Source organism: Ottowia thiooxydans DSM 14619 (genome assembly GCF_000422885.1).
Classification (GTDB): domain Bacteria; phylum Pseudomonadota; class Gammaproteobacteria; order Burkholderiales; family Burkholderiaceae_C; genus Ottowia; species Ottowia thiooxydans.
In genome coordinates this window covers 125,179-147,051 of the sequence record NZ_AUGX01000010.1, presented here as the reverse complement: position 1 = coordinate 147,051, position 21,873 = coordinate 125,179, and the positions used below count along the sequence as shown (strand labels likewise).

At 58.3% G+C, this 21,873-nt stretch carries 17 protein-coding genes and 2 pseudogenes; 4 read left to right on the top strand and 15 right to left on the bottom strand.

Annotated elements, in window-relative coordinates; all coding sequences use genetic code 11:
• Positions 1–68 precede the first annotated feature (68 nt).
• The 5 genes from G518_RS0108380 to G518_RS0108360 all read right to left on the bottom strand — a co-directional run bounded on the left by G518_RS0108380 (position 69) and on the right by G518_RS0108360 (position 8,377).
• Entirely contained in the window at positions 69–1,091 is a 1,023-nt protein-coding gene (locus G518_RS0108380) for a M14 family metallopeptidase (RefSeq protein ID WP_028602147.1), read from the bottom strand.
• 307 nt (positions 1,092–1,398) lie between these two features.
• Positions 1,399–2,835 (bottom strand): efflux transporter outer membrane subunit, encoded by a 1,437-nt coding sequence (locus G518_RS0108375; protein ID WP_036594050.1) that lies wholly within the window; start codon positions 2,833–2,835, stop codon positions 1,399–1,401.
• A gap of 21 nt (positions 2,836–2,856) precedes the next feature.
• Complete coding sequence (locus G518_RS0108370) at positions 2,857–6,090, bottom strand: efflux RND transporter permease subunit (protein ID WP_028602145.1); 3,234 nt, start codon at positions 6,088–6,090, stop codon at positions 2,857–2,859.
• 22 nt (positions 6,091–6,112) lie between these two features.
• Complete coding sequence (locus tag G518_RS0108365) at positions 6,113–7,369, bottom strand: efflux RND transporter periplasmic adaptor subunit (RefSeq protein WP_028602144.1); 1,257 nt, start codon at positions 7,367–7,369, stop codon at positions 6,113–6,115.
• A gap of 120 nt (positions 7,370–7,489) precedes the next feature.
• Positions 7,490–8,377: an alpha/beta hydrolase gene (locus G518_RS0108360; protein WP_028602143.1), complete on the bottom strand. Its 888-nt coding sequence runs from the start codon at positions 8,375–8,377 to the stop codon at positions 7,490–7,492.
• 169 nt (positions 8,378–8,546) lie between these two features.
• Between G518_RS0108360 and G518_RS0108355 the strand changes: the two genes are divergently transcribed.
• From G518_RS0108355 to G518_RS34390, 3 genes are all read left to right on the top strand, one after another.
• The gene (locus G518_RS0108355; protein ID WP_028602142.1) at positions 8,547–9,461 is read left to right on the top strand and encodes a LysR family transcriptional regulator; all 915 of its coding nucleotides are present in this window, start codon (positions 8,547–8,549) and stop codon (positions 9,459–9,461) included.
• Positions 9,462–9,697: 236 nt separating this feature from the next.
• Positions 9,698–10,765 (top strand): hypothetical protein, encoded by a 1,068-nt coding sequence (locus G518_RS0108350; protein ID WP_156909322.1) that lies wholly within the window; start codon positions 9,698–9,700, stop codon positions 10,763–10,765.
• On the top strand, positions 10,762–11,754 hold the full coding sequence (locus G518_RS34390) for a hypothetical protein (RefSeq protein WP_051236246.1): 993 nt from the start codon (positions 10,762–10,764) through the stop codon (positions 11,752–11,754). Before G518_RS0108350 ends, G518_RS34390 begins: the two co-directional genes overlap by 4 nt.
• A 41-nt stretch (positions 11,755–11,795) precedes the next feature.
• On the opposite strand, the gene G518_RS0108340 is transcribed toward G518_RS34390, so the two are convergent.
• The 3 genes from G518_RS0108340 to msuE form a co-directional block, all read right to left on the bottom strand.
• Positions 11,796–12,821, bottom strand: coding sequence for a methionine synthase (locus G518_RS0108340; protein WP_028602140.1), 1,026 nt, complete (start codon positions 12,819–12,821; stop codon positions 11,796–11,798).
• A gap of 85 nt (positions 12,822–12,906) precedes the next feature.
• The gene (locus tag G518_RS0108335; RefSeq protein WP_028602139.1) at positions 12,907–13,890 is read right to left on the bottom strand and encodes a DUF1852 domain-containing protein; all 984 of its coding nucleotides are present in this window, start codon (positions 13,888–13,890) and stop codon (positions 12,907–12,909) included.
• A 41-nt stretch (positions 13,891–13,931) separates the two neighbouring features.
• On the bottom strand, positions 13,932–14,513 hold the full coding sequence (msuE, locus tag G518_RS0108330) for an FMN reductase (RefSeq protein WP_028602138.1): 582 nt from the start codon (positions 14,511–14,513) through the stop codon (positions 13,932–13,934).
• A 330-nt stretch (positions 14,514–14,843) separates the two neighbouring features.
• On the opposite strand from msuE, the gene G518_RS0108325 reads away from it, so the two are divergent.
• Entirely contained in the window at positions 14,844–16,388 is a 1,545-nt protein-coding gene (locus G518_RS0108325) for a Fic family protein (RefSeq protein WP_028602137.1), read from the top strand.
• A gap of 36 nt (positions 16,389–16,424) precedes the next feature.
• Here G518_RS0108325 and G518_RS34385 read toward each other — a convergent pair whose 3' ends face one another.
• From G518_RS34385 to G518_RS0108300, 7 genes and pseudogenes are all read right to left on the bottom strand, one after another.
• Positions 16,425–17,348 carry an alpha/beta fold hydrolase gene (locus G518_RS34385; protein WP_051236244.1) on the bottom strand — a complete coding sequence of 308 codons (924 nt, stop codon included), beginning with the start codon at positions 17,346–17,348 and terminating at the stop codon, positions 16,425–16,427.
• 418 nt (positions 17,349–17,766) lie between these two features.
• Positions 17,767–18,681, bottom strand: a complete 915-nt coding sequence (locus G518_RS0108315; protein ID WP_028602136.1) for a glutaminase — start codon at positions 18,679–18,681, stop codon at positions 17,767–17,769.
• Between the two features lie 177 nt (positions 18,682–18,858).
• A pseudogene (locus G518_RS40620) lies at positions 18,859–19,070 on the bottom strand (hypothetical protein); the annotation flags it as partial.
• A 170-nt stretch (positions 19,071–19,240) separates the two neighbouring features.
• Positions 19,241–19,512: pseudogene (locus G518_RS41520) on the bottom strand (transposase); the annotation flags it as partial.
• A 239-nt stretch (positions 19,513–19,751) separates the two neighbouring features.
• Complete coding sequence (locus G518_RS34380) at positions 19,752–20,729, bottom strand: Bug family tripartite tricarboxylate transporter substrate binding protein (RefSeq protein WP_036594047.1); 978 nt, start codon at positions 20,727–20,729, stop codon at positions 19,752–19,754.
• A gap of 45 nt (positions 20,730–20,774) precedes the next feature.
• Positions 20,775–21,572, bottom strand: coding sequence for an alpha/beta fold hydrolase (locus G518_RS0108305; RefSeq protein WP_036594044.1), 798 nt, complete (start codon positions 21,570–21,572; stop codon positions 20,775–20,777).
• Positions 21,573–21,590: 18 nt separating this feature from the next.
• Positions 21,591–21,797, bottom strand: coding sequence for a 2-hydroxymuconate tautomerase (locus tag G518_RS0108300; RefSeq protein WP_028602134.1), 207 nt, complete (start codon positions 21,795–21,797; stop codon positions 21,591–21,593).
• Between the last annotated feature and the right edge of the window lie 76 nt (positions 21,798–21,873).

Genomic DNA, 21,873 nt, shown 5'->3' with positions numbered 1-21,873 from the left:
GAAGATGATGGAGCTGTCGCAGTTGCAGCCGGGGTTTCAGAAACGGAGGTTCGGAAAACGCGATAGGGTCAGGCGACGCGGGGCAATTGGTGGTCGGCCCATTCCCATGCGACAAATGCAAGGCGCTCGCCGGTGTGTACGACGGGGTCGCTGCGCAGCCCGATCAGAATGCCGTCGCGCTCGAAAGCGGGCACTGGCGTGGCGCTGCCGTCCATTCCTAACAGGTCACCGATCGATTGACCCTTCTTCACTAAATCCCCGGCCTGGCAGCGCGGCACGAATAGACCGCCTTCTTGCGCCGTGACCCAGCCGCGGCGTTTGACGGTGCGCAGACTGGCAGGGCTGGGCTCCTGAGTCCCGGGCAGAATGCCCATCTGCTGCGCTAGCGCGGTGAAGCCGCGCTCAGCCAGAGCCACATTGGCCGGTTGAAGGCGGCTGCCACTGCCCAGTTCCAGCATGAACGCCAGCGTACCTGCGGCCAGACATTGATAGTCGAGCGCGCCAGCAATATTGCCAGGCAGTTCGCCTTTTCCCCCTACATCTTGGCGGCATGCCAGACGGGGGTGAAAACAAGCCATAGCCGCAAGCAACTGCTCCTCGGTGATGCCGCTATCTGGGTGGTGTTTGTAGACGGAGTAGGGCTGTGCGTCGAACAGCGGGTTCATGGTGTGCAGATTGATCAGCACATCGGCCACGCCCTTCACTTCGGTCATGAGTGCATGAGCCACGCGCTCTGTGATCAATCCGTTGTCGTTGCCTGGGTAGCTTTGATCCAGGTCGAGTTCGTCGTAAGGATTGCGCTTGCGTCGCGCATCGAGGGCCTGTGGATTGCCCGTTGGTGTGACCACGACATTGCCCGACATCGTCTCGGGAGCCAGTCCACGCACGAACTGAAGCGCAGCAACGATGCCGTTGATCTCGTCACCATGAACCTGCCCATGCAGCCAAAGCGTGCGCCCGGGACGCTCGCCTCGCACCGCAACGAACGGCAGGGACACCTCGGCACCGGAGGCCATCGAGCCCACACGCAAACGGCCCGAAGTGCGCGCGGCGCCATTCCCGGATTTCAACCAATCGCCTACGCTGCCCATAATGCAATTTCCTCGCAAGAAACGGCCGCCAAGTCGGCTAGCAGCGCGACCCGGAATTCACGGCCTGCGCCGTGTCAAAGTCATTCTAGGGTCGTAAAGCGCCTGGTTCCAATTAGCTGGCAACACCAATCCATTACGAGCGCTGATGCTTCCGGCGCGAGGGTTAACTTGGTGCGCCGGTGCCCCCGGCTGGTGCCACGTTGCATCGAGAGCGTGCGCTCAGGTGCCGTGTGCGCACCCGCGATGGGCATCAATGCGCGATAGGCAGAGCTGGCTTTTCCGGCCAGTCTGCTCGCAGGCTATTTTTCTAAAGAGTACTGGCGACTGCCGCCTCGCCCCATCCACCCCCCAGCGCACGAATCAACCCCACTGTCGCCTGGTACTGCGCTGACTTCACCTGCAGTGCCTGACGCCGGTTGCGCAGTTCGCTACGGCGAGCGTCGAGCAGATCAAGCTGGCTCACGTAGCCGTTGCGGTAGCGCGAGTCCGACAGCACCGTGGCGCGCCGCGCCGAGGCGACCGCCATTGTCTGCACCGCCGACTGCTCCCGCAGCAACCGCAGCGATGAGAGCTGATCTTCGACTTCGCGGAACGCGATGAGCACCTGTTCCCGGTAACTGGCCAGTGCGCCGTCAAGCTGGGCGGATGCGCCCTTTACGCCGGCCTCGCGCCGGCCGCCGTCAAGGATGGGCAGTGAAAGCAGCGCGCCTATGCCCCATGAACGGGCGGACCACTTAAAGAGGTCGCTCAAATCAGACGAGGCTGAACCTCCACTGCCGGTAAGCGCGATGCTCGGGAACCAGGCCGTCTGCGCCACGCCGACGCGGGCTTGCGCAGCCTGCACGGTCTTTTGGGCCGCAATCACGTCAGGTCGGCGCTCCAGCACGGTCGAGGGCACGCCGGCAGGAATGTTCGGTAACGCGGTAGACCATTCGGTGGTGGGCAGTTCGAAATTGGAGGCGAACTCGCCTGTCAAGACAGCGAGCGCGTGTTCGAGCAACGTGCGTTGGCGCTCCAGCGCGATGGCTTCGGATTCAGTGGCTGCCAGTTCAGTCTTCACGCGCGCCAAGTCGAGCTCGGCGAGATCGCCTGCGCGCACGCGGCGTTCGGTCAGGCGCAGCGTGTCGCTATAGGCCTCGACCTGCTCGCGCACCAGGGCGCGCTCGGCGTCGAGCGCGCGTAGCGCGAGGTAGGTCTGCGCAGTTTCAGCCTGCACCAGCAAGCGCGCGCTTTGCAGCAAGGACTCGCGCGATTGCACATCGAGTGTCGCGGCGTTGCTGGCACCCGCAAGTTTGCCGAACAGATCCAGCTCGTAGGAAATGCTGGCGCCCGCGTTCAACATGGTCGAGGGTTTGTTGCTCTGGTTGCGGTCGAGGCCGGCCTGCCGATTTGCGCCAGCGCCGAGACCGACTTGTACCGAGCGATCTGAGTCGACCGTCCGCGCTATGGCACGGGCTTCGGCCAGGCGCGCTGCAGCCTGCTGGATGCTGGTGTTGCTGACGGCAGCGCGCTCAACCACGGCGTCGAGCGTCGGGTCGTTGAAGGCGCGCCACCAGTCGCCGGCGGCCTGCACGGGTGCTGTTGCACCAGCTGTGTTCACCGGCTGCTCCTTGAACTGCGCGGGCGTCGTAATGTCGGTCGCCACTTGGGCCGTGGAGGCGCAGCCGGCAAGCACCAGTGCAGCGACCAGCGGCAGCAGCGCGGAGCGTAGAGGGGCCGTAACGGATGAGAAATGGATGGTCATGATTGATCCTGGCTGCGTCGCTTATTCGTGCGACTCACGTGGTGCGGCGGGCTGCAGATGCATGCGGCCAGCACCGCCGCTCGATGTCGGGGCCGAAACGGTCGATTCGCCGTGTTGCTTGAGCGGCCGGTTACCCGCAAGGCGGCGCAACACCACATAGAACACGGGTGTCAGGAACAACCCGAAGGCCGTCACCCCAATCATTCCGGAAAACACCGCAACGCCCATCGCCTTGCGCATTTCGGAGCCGGCGCCGGTTGACAAGACCAGTGGCAGCACGCCCATCACGAAAGCCAACGAGGTCATCAGGATAGGGCGCAGGCGCAGGCGGCTCGCTTCGATGGCGGCCTGCACAGGTGAGCGCCCGGCGAACTCCAACTCGCGTGCGAACTCCACGATCAGAATCGCGTTTTTCGCACTTAGTCCCACCAGTACGATCAGCCCGATCTGCGTGAACACGTTGTTGTCGCCACCCGAAAGCCACACGCCCGTCATCGCAGCCAAGAGGCCCATCGGCACGATCAGGATGATCGCGATCGGCAAAGTGAGGCTTTCGTATTGCGCAGCCAGCACCAGGAACACCAACAGGATCGCCAGTGGGAATACAAGGAACGCGGAGTTGCCGGCCAGGATCTCCTGGTAGGTCAGTTCTGTCCACTCGAAGCTGATGCCCTTGGGTAGCGTTTCGGCCGCTATGCGCGCTACGGCGTCCTGCGCCTGGCCTGACGAATATCCGGGAGCTGGGCCGCCATTGATGTCAGCCGCGAGGTAGCCGTTGTAGCGCATGGCGCGTTCGGGGCCAAAACTCGAATTGACCTTCATCAACGCCGAGAGCGGCACCATTTCACCCGAGTTCGAGCGCACTTTGAGTAAGCCCACGTCTTCGGCCCGCGCACGGTACGGCGCATCGGCTTGCACACGCACACTGTAGGTGCGGCCAAACTTATTGAAGTCGTTCGCATACAGGCTACCCAGGTAGATCTGCATCGTGTCGAAGATGTCAGTCACGGGCACGCCGAGCTGGCGCGCCTTGGTGCGGTCGATATCGGCATACAACTGCGGCACGTTGACCTGCCAGCTGGTGAACATGCCGGCCAGTTCAGGCGTCTGATAGGCCTTGGCCATGAAGGCCTTCACTGCCGCATCCATCTGTTCGTAGCCGAGCGAGGCGCGGTCTTCGATCTGCATCTTGAAGCCGCCCGTGGTGCCGAGGCCAGCCACTGGTGGCGGCGGAAACATCACGATGAACGCGTCCTGGATGCCCGCGAACTGCTGGTTGAGTTGGCCCGCAATGGCGCCGCCGCTCTGGTCCACGCGCTTGCGCTCGTCGAAAGGCTTGAGCGTGACGAACACCACGCCCGAATTCGAGCTGTTGGTAAAGCCGTTGATCGACAAACCGGGGAATGCGATCGCATCTTCCACGTTCGGGTTTTTCTTGACGATTTCACCCATGCGATGGATCACGTCTTCGGTGCGATCAAGCGTGGCGCCGTCAGGCAACTGCGCAAAGCCGATCAGATATTGCTTGTCCTGCGCGGGCACAAACCCGCCTGGCACCACTTTGAAGAGGCCGAAGGTCACACCAATCAGCGCGAGGTAGATCGCCAGCATCAAGGTTTTACGCGAGATCGCGCCTTTGACGCCACCGCTGTAGGCCTCTGAGCCGCGATGGAACAGTTTGTTGAAGCCGCGAAACAGCCAGCCCAGTGACTTGTCCATGCCACGCGTCAGAGCGTCTTTCGGTTGGTCGTGGCCGCGCAGCAGCAAGGCGGCTAGCGCGGGAGAGAGCGTGAGCGAATTGATCGCCGAGATCACAGTCGAAATCGCGATGGTTACCGCGAACTGGCGGTAGAACTGGCCTGTGAGACCGCTGATAAAGGCTAGCGGCACAAACACAGCCACCAGTACCAGTGCGATGGCGATGATGGGTCCCGACACTTCACGCATCGCTTTGTAGGTTGCGTCCAGCGGGCTCAAGCCGTCCTCTATGTTGCGCTCGACGTTCTCCACCACCACGATGGCGTCGTCCACCACGATGCCGATCGCCAGCACCAGCCCAAACAGGCTCAGCGCGTTGATCGAAAAGCCCAGCACATGCAGCATCGCGAAGGTGCCGATCACCGATACTGGCACGGCTAGTAACGGAATGATCGACGCGCGCCAGGTCTGCAAGAACAGGATCACGACGAGCACCACGAGCGCAATGGCTTCTAGCAGGGTATGGATGACCGATTCGATAGAGGCTCGAACGAATTGTGTTGGGTCGTACGCGATGCGGTATTCCACGCCTTCGGGCATGCCCTTGGCGATGTCGTCCATGGTTTTTCGTACATCGCGCGAGATGTCTAGCGCGTTGGAGCCAGGCGCCTGGAACACACCCATGCCGACGGCGGCGTCGTTATTGAGCAGCGAGCGCAGCGAGTAGTCAGCCGCGCCCATTTCGAGGCGGCCGATATCGCGCAGCCGGGTAACGGCGCCGTTGGCACTGGTTTTGACGATGATGTCGCCGAACTCTTCCTCACTCTGCAGACGCCCCTGCGCATTGATGGAGAGTTGCATGTCCACGCCTGAAAGGCCGGGCGAGGCACCCACCACACCAGCGGCCGCCTGGATGTTCTGGCTGCGGATAGCCGCCACCACATCGCTGGCCGAGAGGCCACGCTGCGCGACCTTTTGCGGGTCGAGCCAGACGCGCATCGAGTATTCGCCGCCACCGAAAATCTGCACTTGACCCACGCCCTGGATGCGGGCGAGCCGGTCCTTCACGTTGAGCACTGCGTAGTTACGCAGGTAGTTGATGTCGTATCTGTCGTTCGGCGACACGAGGTGCACCACCATCGTGAGGTCGGGCGCGCTCTTGATCGTCGTGATGCCAAGGCGCCGCACTTCTTCGGGCAGGCGTGGCTCGGCTTGCGAAACGCGGTTTTGCACCAGCTGCTGAGCCTTGTTTGGGTCGGTGCCGAGCTTGAAGGTCACGGTCAGTGTCATCACGCCGTCGGTCGTAGCCTGGCTGCCCATGTAGAGCATGCCTTCGACGCCGTTGATCGATTCCTCCAGCGGCGTGGCCACCGTTTCAGCGATCACTTTCGGATTCGCACCAGGGTACTGGGCGCGCACGACCACCGAGGGCGGCGCGACGTCAGGGTATTCGGAGATCGGCAGCCCCCGCAAGGCGATGAGCCCCGCGATGACCATCAGCACCGACAGCACGCCGGCGAAAATCGGCCGGTCGATGAAAAACTTCGAGAAATTCATGATACTTTTTGTTTGTCCCTGATCAGGATTTGTCGACTTGCGCCACGCGCTCTGGCTTGGCCTTCGAAGGCGCTGCGGCCGTCGCATCCATGGTCACGATCTGGGGCGCTACCAATGCGCCGGGGCGGATGTGCTGCAGGCCGTTCACCACCACGCGCTCACCGGGCTGTAGCCCTTTTTGCACGATGCGCAAGCCATTGCTAGGTGCGCCTATCGTCACCTCGCGGTATTCAGCCTTGTTGTCGGCGCTGATCACCATCACGAATTTTTTGCTCTGATCGGTGCCGATGGCACGCTCGCTGACCAGCATCGCTTTGTCTGTGCGCGCCTGGCCCATGCGGATGCGGGCGAACTGGCCGGGCATCAAGGAGCCATCGGTGTTGTCGAATGCGGCGCGCACCCGCACCGTGCCGCTCCTCGCGTCGACTTGGTTGTCGATGAGCTGCAGCTTGCCGAGCCATGGTGTGCCTTCGCTCACCGCTGTGCCCATCTGTACAGGAATGCGCTCAATGAGGCCGCGCGCACTGGATCCGGCGGTGGAGACGTCTTTCAACGCCCGTGCGATGACGCTTTCATCGGCATCGAAGCTTGCGTAGATAGGGCTCACGGACACCAGCGTGGTCAGTACCGGCGCACCGGGGCCGGCAGCCACGAGGTTGCCCACTGTCACCTCAAGCTTGCCAATACGGCCCGCGATCGGAGCGCGCACCTGCGTATAGTCAAAGCTGAGCTTGGCGGTTTGCAACGACGCTTGTGCGGCGCGCAGGTTGGCGTCGGCTTCATCGCGACCATTGGTACGCTCTTCGAACTCCCGTTGCGCGATGGCCTGCTCGTCCCACAGGCGCCTGGCACGAGTCTGCTCACCGAGGGCCTGTGTCACGCGGCTCTGGGCGGCCGCCACTTGCGCCGATGCGCGCTCGACTTCGGCCGCGTAAGGGGCGGGGTCGATGGTGATGAGCAGGTCACCGCGCTTGACCAGCGCCCCTTCGCGGAAATGGACGGTCTGCACGGCGCCGGCAACGCGTGAGCGCACATCGACGCGCTCGACTGCTTCCAGCCTGCCGGAAAACTCGTTCCAGCCCGCAACTTCGCTCTCTGCCACGGTCGCGACCGAGACGGGGATGGCCTGCGGTGCGCTGGCGGCAGGCGCGTCATTCGCTTCGGCGCTGAAGCTCTGTAGACCGAGGCCGGCAGAGAGCACTGCAGCGAGGGCGGTGAGGCCGGTGACAGTGGGCCAGATACCGCGGCGCGCCAGGTTGGAGAGTTCTTTTTTAGACATGAGGATATTCCTAGTGATGATTTCGAAATGCAGCGGCTCAGCCCGCTGCGTTTCGCAATGGACTGCATGAGCCGGTAGTCGGGATCGCCAGCTACCGAAAGTTAGAGAGAAGGAGCGGCGTCAGCCCGCCGCTTCAGGCGGCAGCGGGGGAGGGGGCGTTGCTTTGCTGAAGAACGCGAGAAAATGCTGCTGCACGGTGGCGGTACACACGCACTCATTGGCTTCGGGCGCTGACAGCGCCTCAGGCCAGTTAGTGGCCGAAGGCAGCACGCTGCTCGTCACCGGGTTGCCGGCTTCGCGCAGGCGCTCCGCAAAAGCCAATGCCTCGTCGCGCATCGGGTCGTCGGCACCGACCAGCACCAGCGTAGGCGCGATCTCCGCCAAACGCAGCGAAGCGCCTGGCACCGCATACGGATGCACCGCATCGTTCGGGCAGCGAAAGAAATCTCGCCAGCCCGAAGCAAACTTGCATTCTGTGGCGTCGCCTGTTGCCTCCCGCAGCGAGGCGGTACCTGCGCACGGGTCGAGCATCGGCGAAAGCAGAATCTGGCCTGACAACGGCGGATGACCCCTGTCACGGGAGATCAATGCCACCGCGGCAGCCAGGTTACCGCCGGCTTCTTCACCTGCGAGGAACAGTGGGGCACCCTTGCCAGCCAGCTTGGTGCGTTGCTTGTGTAGCCACACCAGCGCCGCGTAGCCCACTTCGATGGGCTCCGGGAACGGGTACTGTGGTGCCAGTGGATAGGCCAGTGAGACCACCACCGCACCCGCGCCGGCCAGCATTAAACCGACGGTGCGACCGTTCTCCAGATTGCCAGACACGAATGTTCCGCCATGAAAATGCAGCACCAGCGGTGATGCTGTTCCCTTCTGCTTGGCGCCGTAGATGCGCGCTTTCACCGGTTCCCGGTTGGGCAGCTCGATCGTGATGTCAGCCTCAGCGATTGCCACCGCGGTGGCGGTGGTGCCTTCAACTGCAGCAAGCGGTGTGGAACGGGGTGACATTGGAAACCTTGAGGTGGTATGGACCGACGGATCGAATATAAAACTTTCAGCGTGTCAAAAACGGGGGGTGAAGTCACTGCTCTGTTTCCATTCAACTAACAATCGACCCAAAACTGTGTGTGAGAATTCCGCAGCGCCGGTATTTCGCCGCGCTGCAAGGAACACGTCAATGGATCAGATCCAGGCCATGAGAGTTTTCGTCCGCGTTGTGGAGGTCGGCTCTTTCACCCGCGCGGCAGACTCTCTCGGCCTGCCCAAGGGCACCGTCACCAAACAGATTCAGGCGCTGGAAGCACGCCTGCGCGTGAAGCTGCTCAACCGTACCACGCGGCGTGTCACCGTCACGCCTGACGGCGCCGCGTACTTTGAACGCACTGCGCGCTTGCTTAATGACTTCGACGACATCGAGGCCGGCATGACCAACGCGCAAGCCAACCCGACCGGGCGTTTGCGCATTGATGTGGGCACCCAGATCGCTCGGCATGTGATCTTGCCCGCGCTCCACACTTTTCTTGACCGTTACCCAGATATACAGGTCGACCTCGGCGTGAGTGACCGCGCGGTCGACCTTCTCGGCGACAACGTCGACTGCGTGATCCGTGGCGGCTCGCTCACCGATCAGTCTCTCGTGGCACGCCGTATTGGCAGCATCGCCTTCGTCACTGTGGCGTCTCCGGCCTATATCAAGCGGTATGGGATGCCCCAGCACCCGAATGACATCGAAAAGAGGCATCAGCTGATTGGTTTTTTTTCGGGCTCAGCCCGGCGTCCTTATCCGCACGAGTTCCACAAGGGCGATGAGATCATTGACCTGACTGCCCCTTACCGCGTCTCAGTCAACGACGGCAATGCCCATCTTGCGGCGGTGCTCGGCGGCTTTGGCATATCGCAGTGCGTGCGGCTGGTGGCCGACCCTTACCTGCAAACCGGCGAGTTGGTGGAAGTCTTGCCGGAATGGCGCTGCCCGCCGATTGCGATGCATGTGGTCTACCCGCCTAACCGGCACCTGAGTGCGAAGGTTCGGGCTTTCGTGGATTGGGCGGCCGAGCTGTTCGCCAAAAATCCTCAGCTGCAGCGCAACTGAAGTGGTGCGCCGCAGTTCGCACTAGGAGTTGAATTGCCCGCGCAGCCGAAGTTCAGAGCGCGCTGCCGTCGGGGTCGATGCGCGCTCCGGCGATCTCTACAAATCCTGGGGTGCGGTGCGTTTTTGGGTATGCTTGCACTGAATCGATGATGGAGTGGGATTGGGGGTGATTTTTTCGGGGAACGACCCCGAGGAAATGTGGAGTGCCACCACCCGAGACCTACTCAAAACTGGCCATGAAGCAATTGAGATACCTTGCCCGACTCCTCGTTATTGCAATGATGCTCATCGGGAGTGCTCACGGGCAATATGGCTACCCACTTGGCCTGACGCTAACTCAAAAGTCAGCGGACAACCGGAATTCTTACGGGCCATATGGCTACCCACTTCAGTTGCATCCCCAGGTCACGGCGGGCCCAATGCCCACAGCCATTTATTCGAATATAAAAATCGATAATTTTAGAAAACTGGTGATCGGGGCCTTTGAGGACGCCAACTTTTCCTTGGTTTCCATCACGAAAGCCAAGGATGAGGAAACGTATTACAAGTTTTCATATTCCGTGCCTGTGGGGAAGAATAATCACAGCACAGAAATGGTCGTACGAGTCGACGAAAACCTCGACAAAAACAAAAAATGTGCGAGGTGTTTTTTGCGCCAAGTAAGTCTCCCAGAATTTTCCGCCCTGACAGACCTTCCATGGATGGCGCAGTATGAGTTGAGCAGCAGTATTTATCCGGCGATCGACCAAGCCTTTGCAACAATCAGGGTAAACGGGCAAGCCTATATGGATAAGGGCTACGTTTTCAACTACAAAAACCGATGGCACGGCGAACGAAATTTATATAACAATTCATTTGTTGGCATCGAATTGTCTGCGTTGAAAGCGGCAGTCATCAACTCCTACCGTACGGCGGGGTTCATTTTTGTAGGCGAGCAAGAAAAAGACTCCAGCGTGAACGTGTTGGAATTGTCTTTTTCCTTTCCCATCAACCCTGATCAGGGCGGGGGTGCCGTCTACAAAGTCATTCTTGCCAATCAAATAGATCTGAACCGCGCTTGTTACCCCTGCGAAATGCAGGAATCCTACGATCCATACCAGCAGTTGCCTGCGGCGGGCTTGTCTGGCATGTCGAACAGGTTGACGCTGGAAGCGCGGTTCGCAGCCGCACGCACGCTTGCTTTTGAAAAACTGAAAAGCGCTACCGAGCGGTATCTCCGGCCGAGGAGTGTGTTCGTAGTGCCAACCAAGCCTGCGCCGCTTGGGTCACCCCGTCCTTCGCCGGTGCCAGTTGTGGTCACATGATTGGCGTACCTCGATTCGATGCAGTTTTTATTTTCGGGACACTGGTGGTGGCGCTCGTCTTTGGAGCCGTGGCGTCGATTTCACCTGGCTTGCTGATGGCCGCTGTCCTGGTCGACATATGGCTCTTTGCCAATCCGCATGTGGTGGCAACTTACACCCGGATCGGCGCCGGTATGGCCGACATCAAACGTCATTGGTTCTTGATTTTTTTCCTGCCGATGATCGTATGCGCCGGTGTGGTGGCCACAGCTTTGTCGTATGAAGTAGCGGGATTGTTCACCCTCTATTTCCTTGCGCAGACATATCACGTCACGCGCCAGTCTTTCGGCATCGCAAGAGCCTACCGACGCATACGGCTAGGCCCCTTCTACCCAGACCGACTGGCCGAGGCCCTGGTCTATCTCGTTCCAGTGTGGGGTCTGCTCTCTCGGTGTGCAGGGGCGCCGACGGCTTTCCTGGGCTACCCCATACAGCTGCCGTTCGTTCCCCAGCTAGTGGCTGACATCGCAGGCTTTGTCACCATCGTTTGCGGTGTTTGGTGGTTGCAACGGCAGTGCCGGGCCGCACTGGCCGGAGAGGGCAACTGGCAGCACGATGCATTTGTGCTGTCCCATGTATGCGTTTCCCTTGTCGCCTACATCTGGATTGCCGATATCACGGTGGGATGGTTGGTGGTCAATGTCTGGCACAACCTCCAATACCTTTTGTTTGTCTGGGTACAAAACACCCGGCGTGACCGGCAGACAAAAGGTAGCTTGCTCCCTGCAGATGACTTTGTCACGGTGTGGAAGAGCGCCATCAAATATGGAGGCCTTTGCCTGTTGTTTGGCGCGGCACTCTACCAGGCCATCGATTGGATGGGCATGCAATTGCTTTGGTTAGGACTCCCCACCGTGCTCATTGCGCACTTCACAGTCAACTTTCATCACTATTTGGTCGATGGCGTGATTTGGAAGCAGCGCCGTTCAGTGCAGTTCCGGAGATCGTGACGCAGAGGGTGAATGTCTTTGTGCACCACGACCTAGTGGCCTCACGCCGTGGCAAACCGCTCTTTTGCCAACTTCGTGCCTTCTGCCAGCGCTTTCAGCTTGCGCCACGCCACATCCCGCCCCATCGGCGCCAGGCCGCAATTTGTGCAAGGAAACAAGCGCTCCTTTGGCACGAACTCCAGCGCGCGGCCGATGGTGTCAGCCACTTCTTCGGGGGTCTCGACCACGTCGCTGGCCACATCGATGACACCGACCATCACATCCTTGCCCACCAACAGTTTCATCAGATCGGGCGGTACATGGGAGTGGATGCATTCCAGGCTCACCTGGTCGATGCTGCTGCGGGCAAGCGCGGGGAACACCGTTTCATACTGGCGCCATTCGTCACCCAGCGTGCTCTTCCAATCAGTATTGGCCTTGATGCCGTAGCCGTAGCAGATGTGCACCGCCGTGGTACAGGTCAGGCCCTGCGCCGCGCGCTCTAGTGCCTTTACGCCCCAGTCAGCGGCATCCTTCATGTAGACATTGAAGGCGGGCTCGTCGAATTGGATGATGTCTACGCCGTCGGCCTGAAGCGCCAGGGCCTCCTGGTTGAGCAGTTCGGCGAAGGCGAAGGCCATCTTGATCTTGTCGCCGTAGAAGCGGTCTGCCACGGTGTCGACGATGGTCATCGGGCCGGGGAGGGTGAACTTGAGCTTCTTCTTCGTATGCGCGCGCGCCAGCTGGGCCTCGAAGGCGTGTACACGGCCTTTCAGGCGCAAGGCTGACACTACCTGCGGCACCATCGCGTCGTAGCGGTTGTCGCGGATACCCATCTTCACTTTGTTTTCGAAGTCGATACCTTCAACCTGCTCCAGGAAGCCATGTACGAAGTGTTGTCGAGATTGCTCGCCATCGCACACGATGTCCAGGCCTGCGTCTTCCTGGGCTTTGATCCACAGCAGGGTTGCGTCGGCCTTGGCCTGGCGAAGCGCATCGCCTTCTGCTTGCCACTGAGGCCAGAGCTTGTTTGTTTCAGCCAGCCAGGCTGGCTTCGGCAGGCTGCCGGCGATGGAGGTTTCAAACATCTGAAGATTTCCTTTTAAGCAAAGAGGGGTGTGGCGAGCGTACTTCGGGACTGGTCATGAAGTATGGGCTGTGTATTCTGGCTGGTTAGAGCACGCAATCGGCAGCCCATTGTTCAAGGACGTTCTTGTACGGCTTGATGAAGTGCTCCTCTGCAAATTTCCCCTGCTGCACAGCCAACTGGCTGCGCTCTTCCCGGTCATAAACAATTTGCGTCAATGAGTAATCCTGGTTCTTCAGGCTTGGCTGATACAGTTTGCCGGCCGCAGAATTGGCGTTGTAAATTTCCGGGCGATAAATCTTCTGAAAGGTTTCCATCGTGCTAATGGTGCTGATCAACTCCAAATTTGTGTAGTCGCCCAGCAGGTCGCCGTGAAAGTAGAAGGCCAACGGTGCAACGCTATTTGGAGGCATGAAAAAGCGAACCTGCATCCCCATTTTTGCGAAGTATTGGTCGGTGGAAGATAGTTCGTTTTGTTGATACTCAACACCCAGAGCGGGGTGCTGATTCCCGGTCTGCTGATAGGTCTTGCTGGTGGAAGCGCTTATACAGATGACAGGCGGCTTGCTGAAGCGCTTCTTGTAAGCGCTCGAGTTGGCAAATTGCTTGAACAGCTTTCCATGCAGGTCTCCAAAATCGTCCGGAGTGCGGAATTCCGTTCGATTGAGGTTGTACCCCGGAAGCAAGACACTGAAGTCGTAATCGCGCACGTAGGAGGAGAAATTGTTCCCCGCGATGCCTTCAATGCGTTTGTTTGATTTTTTGTCGAGAATGCAGGTTTTCAGGATCTCTATCAACGGAAATACATCATTGCTGCCTTTGGTCTCAATACTCATCTCGACGGAGATGATCTCGAGTTCGACGGAGTAGCGATCTCCCATTGGGTTGTCCCAATGCGCTAGATCATTGAAACGATTGTCAATCATCCTCAGCGTGTTGCGCAGGTTCTGTTGCCGACTCTTTCCCCGGGCCAGATTGGCAAAGTTGGTGGTTATGCGGGTGCTGTCTGATGGGTGATAGTTTTCATCGAAACAGATGCTTTTGAGGTTAAACGTGAGTTCTTCGTTCATGGCGATTCAGTGTTCTGGTTTTTAAGAGGTAAGACGTTTTTTCAGGCTAGCGCCGCTTCCTCGGCTAAAGAAGGCTGGAGGTGGCGCGTCAGTTCGAGCAACGGCAATGCCCGTTGGACTGCCAGACTCGCGCGATCGATCAAGGCCTTGTCTCGCAGGCGGTAGTCCACAAAATCGTTGTCGGTCGCGTAGACGCCAAGCGGTAGCGTGCGTGCCTGGAAGAAGCTAAACAGTGGCCGCAATTGATGGTCGATCATCAAGGCATGCCGCTCGCTACCGCCTGTTGCAGCCAACAAGACGGGCTTGTCGATCAAGGCGTCTTGATGAATGAAGTCGAAGAAGTGCTTGAACAGCCCCGTGTAGGAGCCGCGAAAGACCGGTGTGGCCACCACCAGGATGTCAGCGTGCTCAACCGCTGCAAGTTCATGCTCCACGTTGCTGGGCAGCTGGGAACGCCAGGCCGCGCCAGCAAGCTGCAGCGCGACCTGACCCAGTTCCACCAGGCGTTGTTCGCACGGGATGCTCTCTGCAATCAGATCCAGCAGGTGTTCTGCCAGGGCTGCCGACTTGGAGGGGCGCTGCATTCCGCCGGACACTGCTACTAAGCGGAGTGGACGTGTCATTTGGTTTTCATCTCGAATAGTGTGCGATTGGAGATGGATGCTAGTGACGTCTAGCAATGAAGTAAAATGGTTTTATCTCAACTATCAATGAATTTTATTCATGTAAATGAGCGGGCCTACCTAGCTCAACATCGTTCAAGAGGTCCAGAAACAGGGGTTTTTGAGGTCAATCTCGCATGAAGTTCTTCATCATTTTTTTGATAAAAATCCCAAACTGAATCATTTTTTGAACTGGTTCTCCGAATTTGCGTAACAATGGAGCATCATTGTTTTTCGTGATCTATCCATAAAAATAATCATTTTTAGTGGATTGTCATGAATTTTTGCAGCATGCAAATTGGTTTCAAAGCCCTGGAGGCCCAGTTCAGCCTCATCCCCGTACAGCCACTGCGTGTGGTTTCGATCATTGGTACTGCACGTACGACGCGGGAATCACCCCAAGGCATCGAGAACCAGTACCCAGCCGTTTACCGGCCGGCCGATACATTTGCCGGGCACTTTGAGTTTGGGTTGAAGTACGAGGAGATTCACCTCGAATTCTTCACTCGGCTATTTACGGCTTGCGGGCCGCAACTGCTGGAGGATTGGTGCCGCGCCGAGCCCTTCGGTCAGTATGCGCGGCGGGCTGGCTTCTTCTACGAATGGCTTACTGGCCACCGACTTGACGTCCCTGACCTGGTCCGAGGGACCTACATCAATGCTGTTTCTGATGATGCCTATTTGACTCGTACCAAAGCGGTTCGCGAACGTCGCTGGCGGGTCAACAACAACTTGCCAGGGACGCGAGCTTTTTGCCCCATCATTCGGCGCTCGCAGGCTCTGATCCACTGCTTGCAGTTCAACCCTCAGGAAGCACTGACGGAATTGGATCATCAATTTGGCGAGGACGTACTGATGCGCGCCGCCGCTTGGCTTACGCTGAAGGAGTCGCGTGCAAGCTTCCTGATCGAACGAGAGGCGGACCAGACAGATAGGGTCAAGCGGTTCGCCCACGTGATGGCCGAGCACTGCGGCAAGCTAGACGAACCGCTCGGCGCTGATGGGCTCGCCTTCCTGCAGAAAGGGATACTCGGAACTGAGGCATTGCGGCTGGGGCTGCGTCGGTCGCCAGTTTTTGTCGGCCAAGCCACTATGCGCGAAGACATCATTCACTATATTGGGCCGCATTTCTCGGTGCTCGGTGACATGCTGGCAGGGCTGCAAGAGTTTGAGCAGTCCACCCGCGGGCGTGAGTCGCTAGCGCGGGCGGCAGCCATAGCGTTCGGCTTTGTCTACCTCCATCCGATGAGCGACGGTAACGGGCGCATCCACCGCTTTCTGATCAACGATACGCTTTTGCGGGATCAGGCCATTCCGGCTGGCGTGATCTTGCCTGTGTCTTCCACCATCACCAGCGTGCGTGAGTTCGGTCACGGCTATGACCGTGTGCTGGAAGTGTTCTCGCGGCCCTTCATGCGGCGCTACCACGCAGCTTATCGCTTCGAGGGGATGACCGAGTACGCCGATGGTGTCAAGTCGAACCTTGTGTTCGATGCCTACGACGATGCCAACGCCGTCTGGCGTTATCCGGATCTTACTGAGCATGCGATCTACACGGCACAGCTAGTGGCCCACACGATACGCCATGAAATGGCTGAAGAGTCGCGCGTGCTGGTACGGTTCGAACTGGCGCAGCAGCGCATCAAGGACGTGATGGAAATGCCGAGCCCGGACGCCGTGCGCATGATTCGATCTATCAAAGAAAGCGGGTGGCACATCTCAGGCAAGCTCCTGAAGGAATACCCAGTACTTGCGGACAGGGTGCAAGCCTTGCGAGTCGTCGAGGCCGTTCAGTCTGCGTTCGAGGATCGGGAGCCGATAACCATCGTCGAATGATGCGTAACTCTCCTCACGACCTCGTTGCGCTCCGTTTCAGCGTGCCTGTGCGCTGTTGACGAACTCCGCCAGTTCGCGGTTGAAGCGTGGTGCATCCTCGAAGAACACGGAATGCCCAGCCTCGTCGTACCATGAGAGCTTCGACGTTTTGAGTAAGCGAGCAGCTTCATCGGCCACTGCCGGTGCAATGACTTGGTCACGCCGCCCATGAGAAATCAGAACAGGCACGCGGATGCGAAGCAGGGCTTCGGCGAAATTGGTGCCGCCGCTCCACTTCAGCGTAGCGGCGCGGGCGCTCACAGGGCTGGCCATGTTGTAGCCCAGCATTAGCTCGAAGTCTTCTGACGCCAACGGCGCCGCCACACAAGCACGCACGAAGTTGGCCGTCGCGCGGATATTGCGTTCAAGGTCAGGCAGCAACATTTCACGCAGGAAGGCGCCTCCTGGCATGCGGGCCGCTTGCCCGGGGGGCTGGGCGATCCTGGCGCCAGCGAAATTCACACCGGCAATACCCGCGTCGCCGTAATCGCTGAGGTATTGCGCCACCACGATGCCACCCAGCGACCAGCCCACTAGTACGGGCCGCTTGGCGCCCGTCGCGTCGATCACGGACTGCAGGTCGTCGGACATGCGTTTGCCGTTGGTATAGGCCGCTTCGGCGGTCGGTTTGTCGGATTCGCCATGGCCTCGCAGGTCATAGGAGATCAACCGGTACGTGGTAGACAGCGGAGAGCGCATCTGCCGCCCGAATGCAAGCTGGCTTTGCGCGATGCCATGCACGAACACGATGGCCGGGCCTTGCGGGTTGCCGTATTCCCGCACGGCCAGGCGCGTCCCGTCGCTGGTCGTGACCCAAGATGCCTTGAAGTCTTGCGCGGGCTGCGCAACAGCGGCGAATGCGGCGCCTGCGAGCACGCAGGCAGTTCCCAGTTGGCGCCACACATTGGTTCGAGTTGTCATCTTCCATGTCTCCTGAGTTGTTATGTCGTTCCGCTTTTGCCATCAGTCTGTGCATTGGGGCGGGGCGCCGCTTGCGCTCTTTGCGCGCGGCGCGGGAGCAAAGTCGGCTGAACCATCAGGCGGCCCGTCTGCTGGGGCGATCGCGCCCTAGCAGTGCGGGCGGCCCACTCTAGGTGCTGGGGCGGGTCGTGGCTACCTACGGTTCCGCAATGCAGCTATGAATGCGCAGACATGACGATGTGCAGTTCGAGCTTCACTGCGTCCCTGCAGTACGGGTTTATTGCCTTCGGGGGGCGGCAAGCTGAGGTCTGTTGTGGTGAATTGTTGCTGAGGGCGCCGGCGATTGGCCGCAAGGCTCGCTTTGCATACCACCCCGACGCCTGTGCGCGGCATCCACGACGGGTCTTGCAGGGTGTCCTTAGAAAACCGACAAGCCCGTGCGCGCGACAAACATCTCAAGGGCCTTGCGCCCCAGCAGCGAGTTGCCAGTGGAGTCTAGCGCGGGGGACCAGACACATAGTGTGAGCTGATCGGGTACCACCGCGACGATGCCACCACCCACGCCGCTTTTACATGGCAGGCCTATCAAAAATGCAAATTCGCCCGCCGCGTCGTAGGTGCCGCAGGTGAGCATCAAAGAGTTGATGCGGCGCGCCTGGCGTTCAGTGACGACTTGCCGTTCCGGCAAATAAGGGTGGGCGCCGTCGCGACACAAATAACCTGCGGCGCGGGCCAGTTGCAGGCAGTTCATCTCGATGGCGCAATGGTGGAAGTACACGTCCAACACGGTGGCCACATCGTTGTCGATCTTGCCGAAACTCTTCATGAAGTTGGCCAGCGCCACATTGCGGAAACCGGTGGCGGCTTCCGATGCAGCCACTTCAGGGTTGTAGTGAATGGCCTCGTTGCTGATGCTGGAAAGCTGCGCGAGCATCTCAATCTTGCCTTCACAGTGGCTGACAAGCCGGTCAGCCACCGCTATAGCGCCTGCATTGATGAAGGGGTTGCGCGGTACACCCTGTTCATTTTCCAGTTGCACCAGGGAATTGAATGGGTTGCCCGAGGGCTCCCGCCCAATACGCTCCCAAAGGGTTTCACCCATCAAGCGCATGCCGATGGTGAGTGCGAACAGCTTGGAAATACTCTGGATGGAAAAAGGCGTCAAAGCGTCACCCGCCGCAGCCTCTAGGCCGTCTACGGTGCGCAGCGCAATGCCAAACTGGTTGACTGGCACGCGTGCCAGTGCCGGAATGTAGTTCGCCACTGCGCCTTCCTTGCCCAATTGGGGACGCAGCGTAGTAACAATTTCTTCAAGGATGGGTTGAAAGTTCATGGGGTGTTTTGCATCGGCTAGGCACGCCGCGCAGCGGCAGCGGGTTCGAAAGCAGTGTCTGCATATATGCTTTAGGAAGGGTCTGTACGAATTGGTGCGAGGTGTTCTGAGTCACGTTTTAGGATCACAGAGTGCACGAACAGCGTTTGAACGGTCCATTTGCGCTTTCGACAGGTTCTATTTTGATCGCAATAGAGCTTGCACCGGGTCATTGGCGCTGCCGCAGGCGTACTTATACCGATGACGCGCCATCCTTAGGTTGGGTAGCGCAAGGAACGTGTGCCGTTGTGCGGTGTTCTTGGCCAATCCGCAGTAGCGCACTTTCACATGTCCAAACTGGAGCTTAATCACGCGAAAAGGGGCTCCACTTTGGCCCGGTTGCCCGTCTTGACCTTCTACAGTTGGAGGCACAACCCCTGCACCGGATGGCCCTTGTCTAGCGCGCGGCGCTTGCCCGGCCTGATGGCCGCCCGATGTTGGACACTAGCCTACACATCGGGACGCCTGTGCACGCTCTAGTTGCCATATCGGCGAAGGCATCGAGCTCCTGGTCGCGCAGTAGTCCCAGAGTTGTGAGAATGTCGCTTATGCCTGTAAGAATTTGAGCGGCAAGCCCGTACCGCTCCAGCGAGTGACGAAAATGCAGGATGCTGCTCTCGTGGGCCTCACGTCGCCCCAGTGAGTAAGTCCCGCGATGTCGCGAAACGCCGCCACGCCGTGTAGCGTTTTTTCAAGCGCTGGGTCCGGCAGATTGAACTACTGTTGCATGAAGTGGATGCGCAGCATCGTCAAGGCAGCAAAGGGCTGCAGGCCGCGTCTACCTAACGCAGGCAGAAGCCTCTATCAGCCCCACGCACTGCCTTCAGGACACCATACTGTCTCTCGGAGCAAGCACTTCTCGATGTGGGATTCGCGCAGTCCTCAAGCTTCTTAATACTAAACAGGCTATCGGTGAAGGTGTCAGATCCGCGCCCGCAATCCTTCGACAGGTTTTACGAAAGAGGCAATCTCTTTAAAGCGGGACCTTGCAGGAACAAGATAGCCGCCTACCAGCTTGAAAATTACCAAGATTATTTCTTCTCAGGATCAAATCCGATCTCATTCGCCAACTTGGTCCAAACTTGCGTGGTTTGGGCAAGATCACGAGTATATTTCTCGGGTGTGTCGTTATACACAGGCTCCATTGCTTGGACCTTCATCTGCTGCTGAACATGCGGGCTCTCGATGACTCGATTCAGCGCCAAACCCAGCCGCGCCATTACGTCCTGAGGAGTACCTTTTGGGGCAAGTACGCCATAAACGACGTAGCTTACAAAGTCAGGAAAACCGCTTTCGGCAAAAGTAGGTACCTCTGGCAAATAAGGTGAACGTTCTTCCGAGGCCACTGCTAAGGCCTTGATTTTCTTCGATTCGAGTTGTGGCAGGCTGACTGCCACCGTCTCAAATCCGAGTTGGACATGATTCCCTATCAGATCAGTAAGTGCCTGTGCGGCCCCTTTGTACTGCACACTAACCAAGTCTAGTCCCGTGATGCTCTTGAATCGGGCACCATTCAAATAGGAAAAAGTAGCGGAAGCAGATACGTTAGTTTTCGTCTGATTTTTCTTAGCGAAATCCACAAATCCTTTCACCGAAGTTGCCGGCATCTGGGAATTGGTCACCATTACAAATGGAGTTCTGGCGACACGACCCACTGCGGCGAAATCGTGGTAGATATTGTAGGGAAGGTTCGGAACGGTAAGTTTGGTGATCGTAATATCTGAACCTGCGGAGAGCAGCAAGGTATAACCATCTGGCGTAGCTTTGGCAACGTAATTTGCACCAATCGTCCCAGTAGCTCCTGCTCTATTCTCAACGACAACGGGCTTACCCAACTCCTTGCTAAGCTGATTTGCGACGATTCGCGCAATGATATCTGTACCTCCTCCGGTCGGATATCCAACGACCAAGGTAACTGGTTTAGATGGGTAAGTTGCAACCTGCGCTTGCGCAGCCGTAGTAGCCTGGAAGGCCGCACAAGCCAAGATCGCCATTAAGGAGAATCGCATTATATTATTCCAGTTTGATTGGTTATGAAATCTCTGCTAGACGGGTCAGGGCTTCTTGACTTGGCTTTCAATAAAAAGCTTGATCTCGGCTGCAAGGCGGACTGGGGCCTCAAGTTGAATTGCGTGCTTCAGCCCGTCAAGAACAACCAAACTCGAATGGGGAAGGGCGTCGGCAATTTTTTGATTCAGACGGGGACTGCAACCTCCGTCCATTTCACCGGTACAAATCAGTGACGGCACACGAACCTGATGCAGCCACGGGGCCATCTCTGTTTCAGCGTAGATCCTGAATACATTCAGAAATATGCGTTCATCTGTAGTGAGTACCTGTTCTCTGCGCCATTGAACAACTTCAGGGTTCGCGGCTTTAAACTCATCGGTAAACCAGCGTTGGACGAGGCTATCCAGCATGGGTTCGACACCCTGTTTCTCCATTGCATCCACAATAGCCAGAACCTTGGCGCTATCTTCTTCAGAACGAAAAGCTGCGGTGCTGAGCAGCCCTAAACTGATCACTCGGTCAGGATACTTGTATGCATACGCAGGACCAATCATTCCGCCCAGCGAATGGCCTACGACATGCATTCGCTCAATACCGATCGAGATCCTCAAGGCCTCCAAATCTTCGACCAAGTCATCCAATCCGAATGGCGCATTCGGCAAAGGGGAGTCACCATGGCCACGAAGATCGTATGTAATGCAGCGGAAGTTCCTCTTTAGGGAATTCACGACACCGCCCCAACTGGCACCGCGTGCACCTATTCCATGAACCAAGACGAGGGGATCCCCATCGCCGTCGGACTTGTAAGCGCAGTGGATACGCTCGAAAACTTGATGCGTCATGTCCATCATCTCCTCAACTCACTTTGCCACTGTATTTTTAGAACGGTCCGACAGCATTTCACCCGCCACAGCCCAGTCCGTCGAATCGATGTCCGTGAAAATTACATGAACACTTGCCGGGCTAACCCCAGCGGTATCGACCATCACTTGCGTCAAGCTGGTGGCGAGCGCCTTCTTCTGCTCCGGTGTGCGACCAGACAACATTTCAACTCGGACAGTTGGCATACAGCTCCTTAAGGTTCTAGGTTATGATTTCACGATATTTCATAATTATGAAATTACGTTCATTATTCACCAATAG

Excerpts from the sequence above, each read along its gene's own strand:
- G518_RS0108380 (WP_028602147.1), bottom strand. The coding sequence starts at position 1,091 with ATGGGCAGCGTAGGCGATTGGTTGAAATCCGGGAATGGCGCCGCGCGC.
- G518_RS0108375 (WP_036594050.1), bottom strand. The coding sequence starts at position 2,835 with ATGACCATCCATTTCTCATCCGTTACGGCCCCTCTACGCTCCGCGCTG.
- G518_RS0108370 (WP_028602145.1), bottom strand. The coding sequence starts at position 6,090 with ATGAATTTCTCGAAGTTTTTCATCGACCGGCCGATTTTCGCCGGCGTG.
- G518_RS0108365 (WP_028602144.1), bottom strand. The coding sequence starts at position 7,369 with ATGTCTAAAAAAGAACTCTCCAACCTGGCGCGCCGCGGTATCTGGCCC.
- G518_RS0108360 (WP_028602143.1), bottom strand. The coding sequence starts at position 8,377 with ATGTCACCCCGTTCCACACCGCTTGCTGCAGTTGAAGGCACCACCGCC.
- G518_RS0108355 (WP_028602142.1), top strand. The coding sequence starts at position 8,547 with ATGGATCAGATCCAGGCCATGAGAGTTTTCGTCCGCGTTGTGGAGGTC.
- G518_RS0108350 (WP_156909322.1), top strand. The coding sequence starts at position 9,698 with ATGAAGCAATTGAGATACCTTGCCCGACTCCTCGTTATTGCAATGATG.
- G518_RS34390 (WP_051236246.1), top strand. The coding sequence starts at position 10,762 with ATGATTGGCGTACCTCGATTCGATGCAGTTTTTATTTTCGGGACACTG.
- G518_RS0108340 (WP_028602140.1), bottom strand. The coding sequence starts at position 12,821 with ATGTTTGAAACCTCCATCGCCGGCAGCCTGCCGAAGCCAGCCTGGCTG.
- G518_RS0108335 (WP_028602139.1), bottom strand. The coding sequence starts at position 13,890 with ATGAACGAAGAACTCACGTTTAACCTCAAAAGCATCTGTTTCGATGAA.
- msuE (WP_028602138.1), bottom strand. The coding sequence starts at position 14,513 with ATGACACGTCCACTCCGCTTAGTAGCAGTGTCCGGCGGAATGCAGCGC.
- G518_RS0108325 (WP_028602137.1), top strand. The coding sequence starts at position 14,844 with ATGCAAATTGGTTTCAAAGCCCTGGAGGCCCAGTTCAGCCTCATCCCC.
- G518_RS34385 (WP_051236244.1), bottom strand. The coding sequence starts at position 17,348 with ATGACAACTCGAACCAATGTGTGGCGCCAACTGGGAACTGCCTGCGTG.
- G518_RS0108315 (WP_028602136.1), bottom strand. The coding sequence starts at position 18,681 with ATGAACTTTCAACCCATCCTTGAAGAAATTGTTACTACGCTGCGTCCC.
- G518_RS34380 (WP_036594047.1), bottom strand. The coding sequence starts at position 20,729 with ATGCGATTCTCCTTAATGGCGATCTTGGCTTGTGCGGCCTTCCAGGCT.
- G518_RS0108305 (WP_036594044.1), bottom strand. The coding sequence starts at position 21,572 with ATGACGCATCAAGTTTTCGAGCGTATCCACTGCGCTTACAAGTCCGAC.
- G518_RS0108300 (WP_028602134.1), bottom strand. The coding sequence starts at position 21,797 with ATGCCAACTGTCCGAGTTGAAATGTTGTCTGGTCGCACACCGGAGCAG.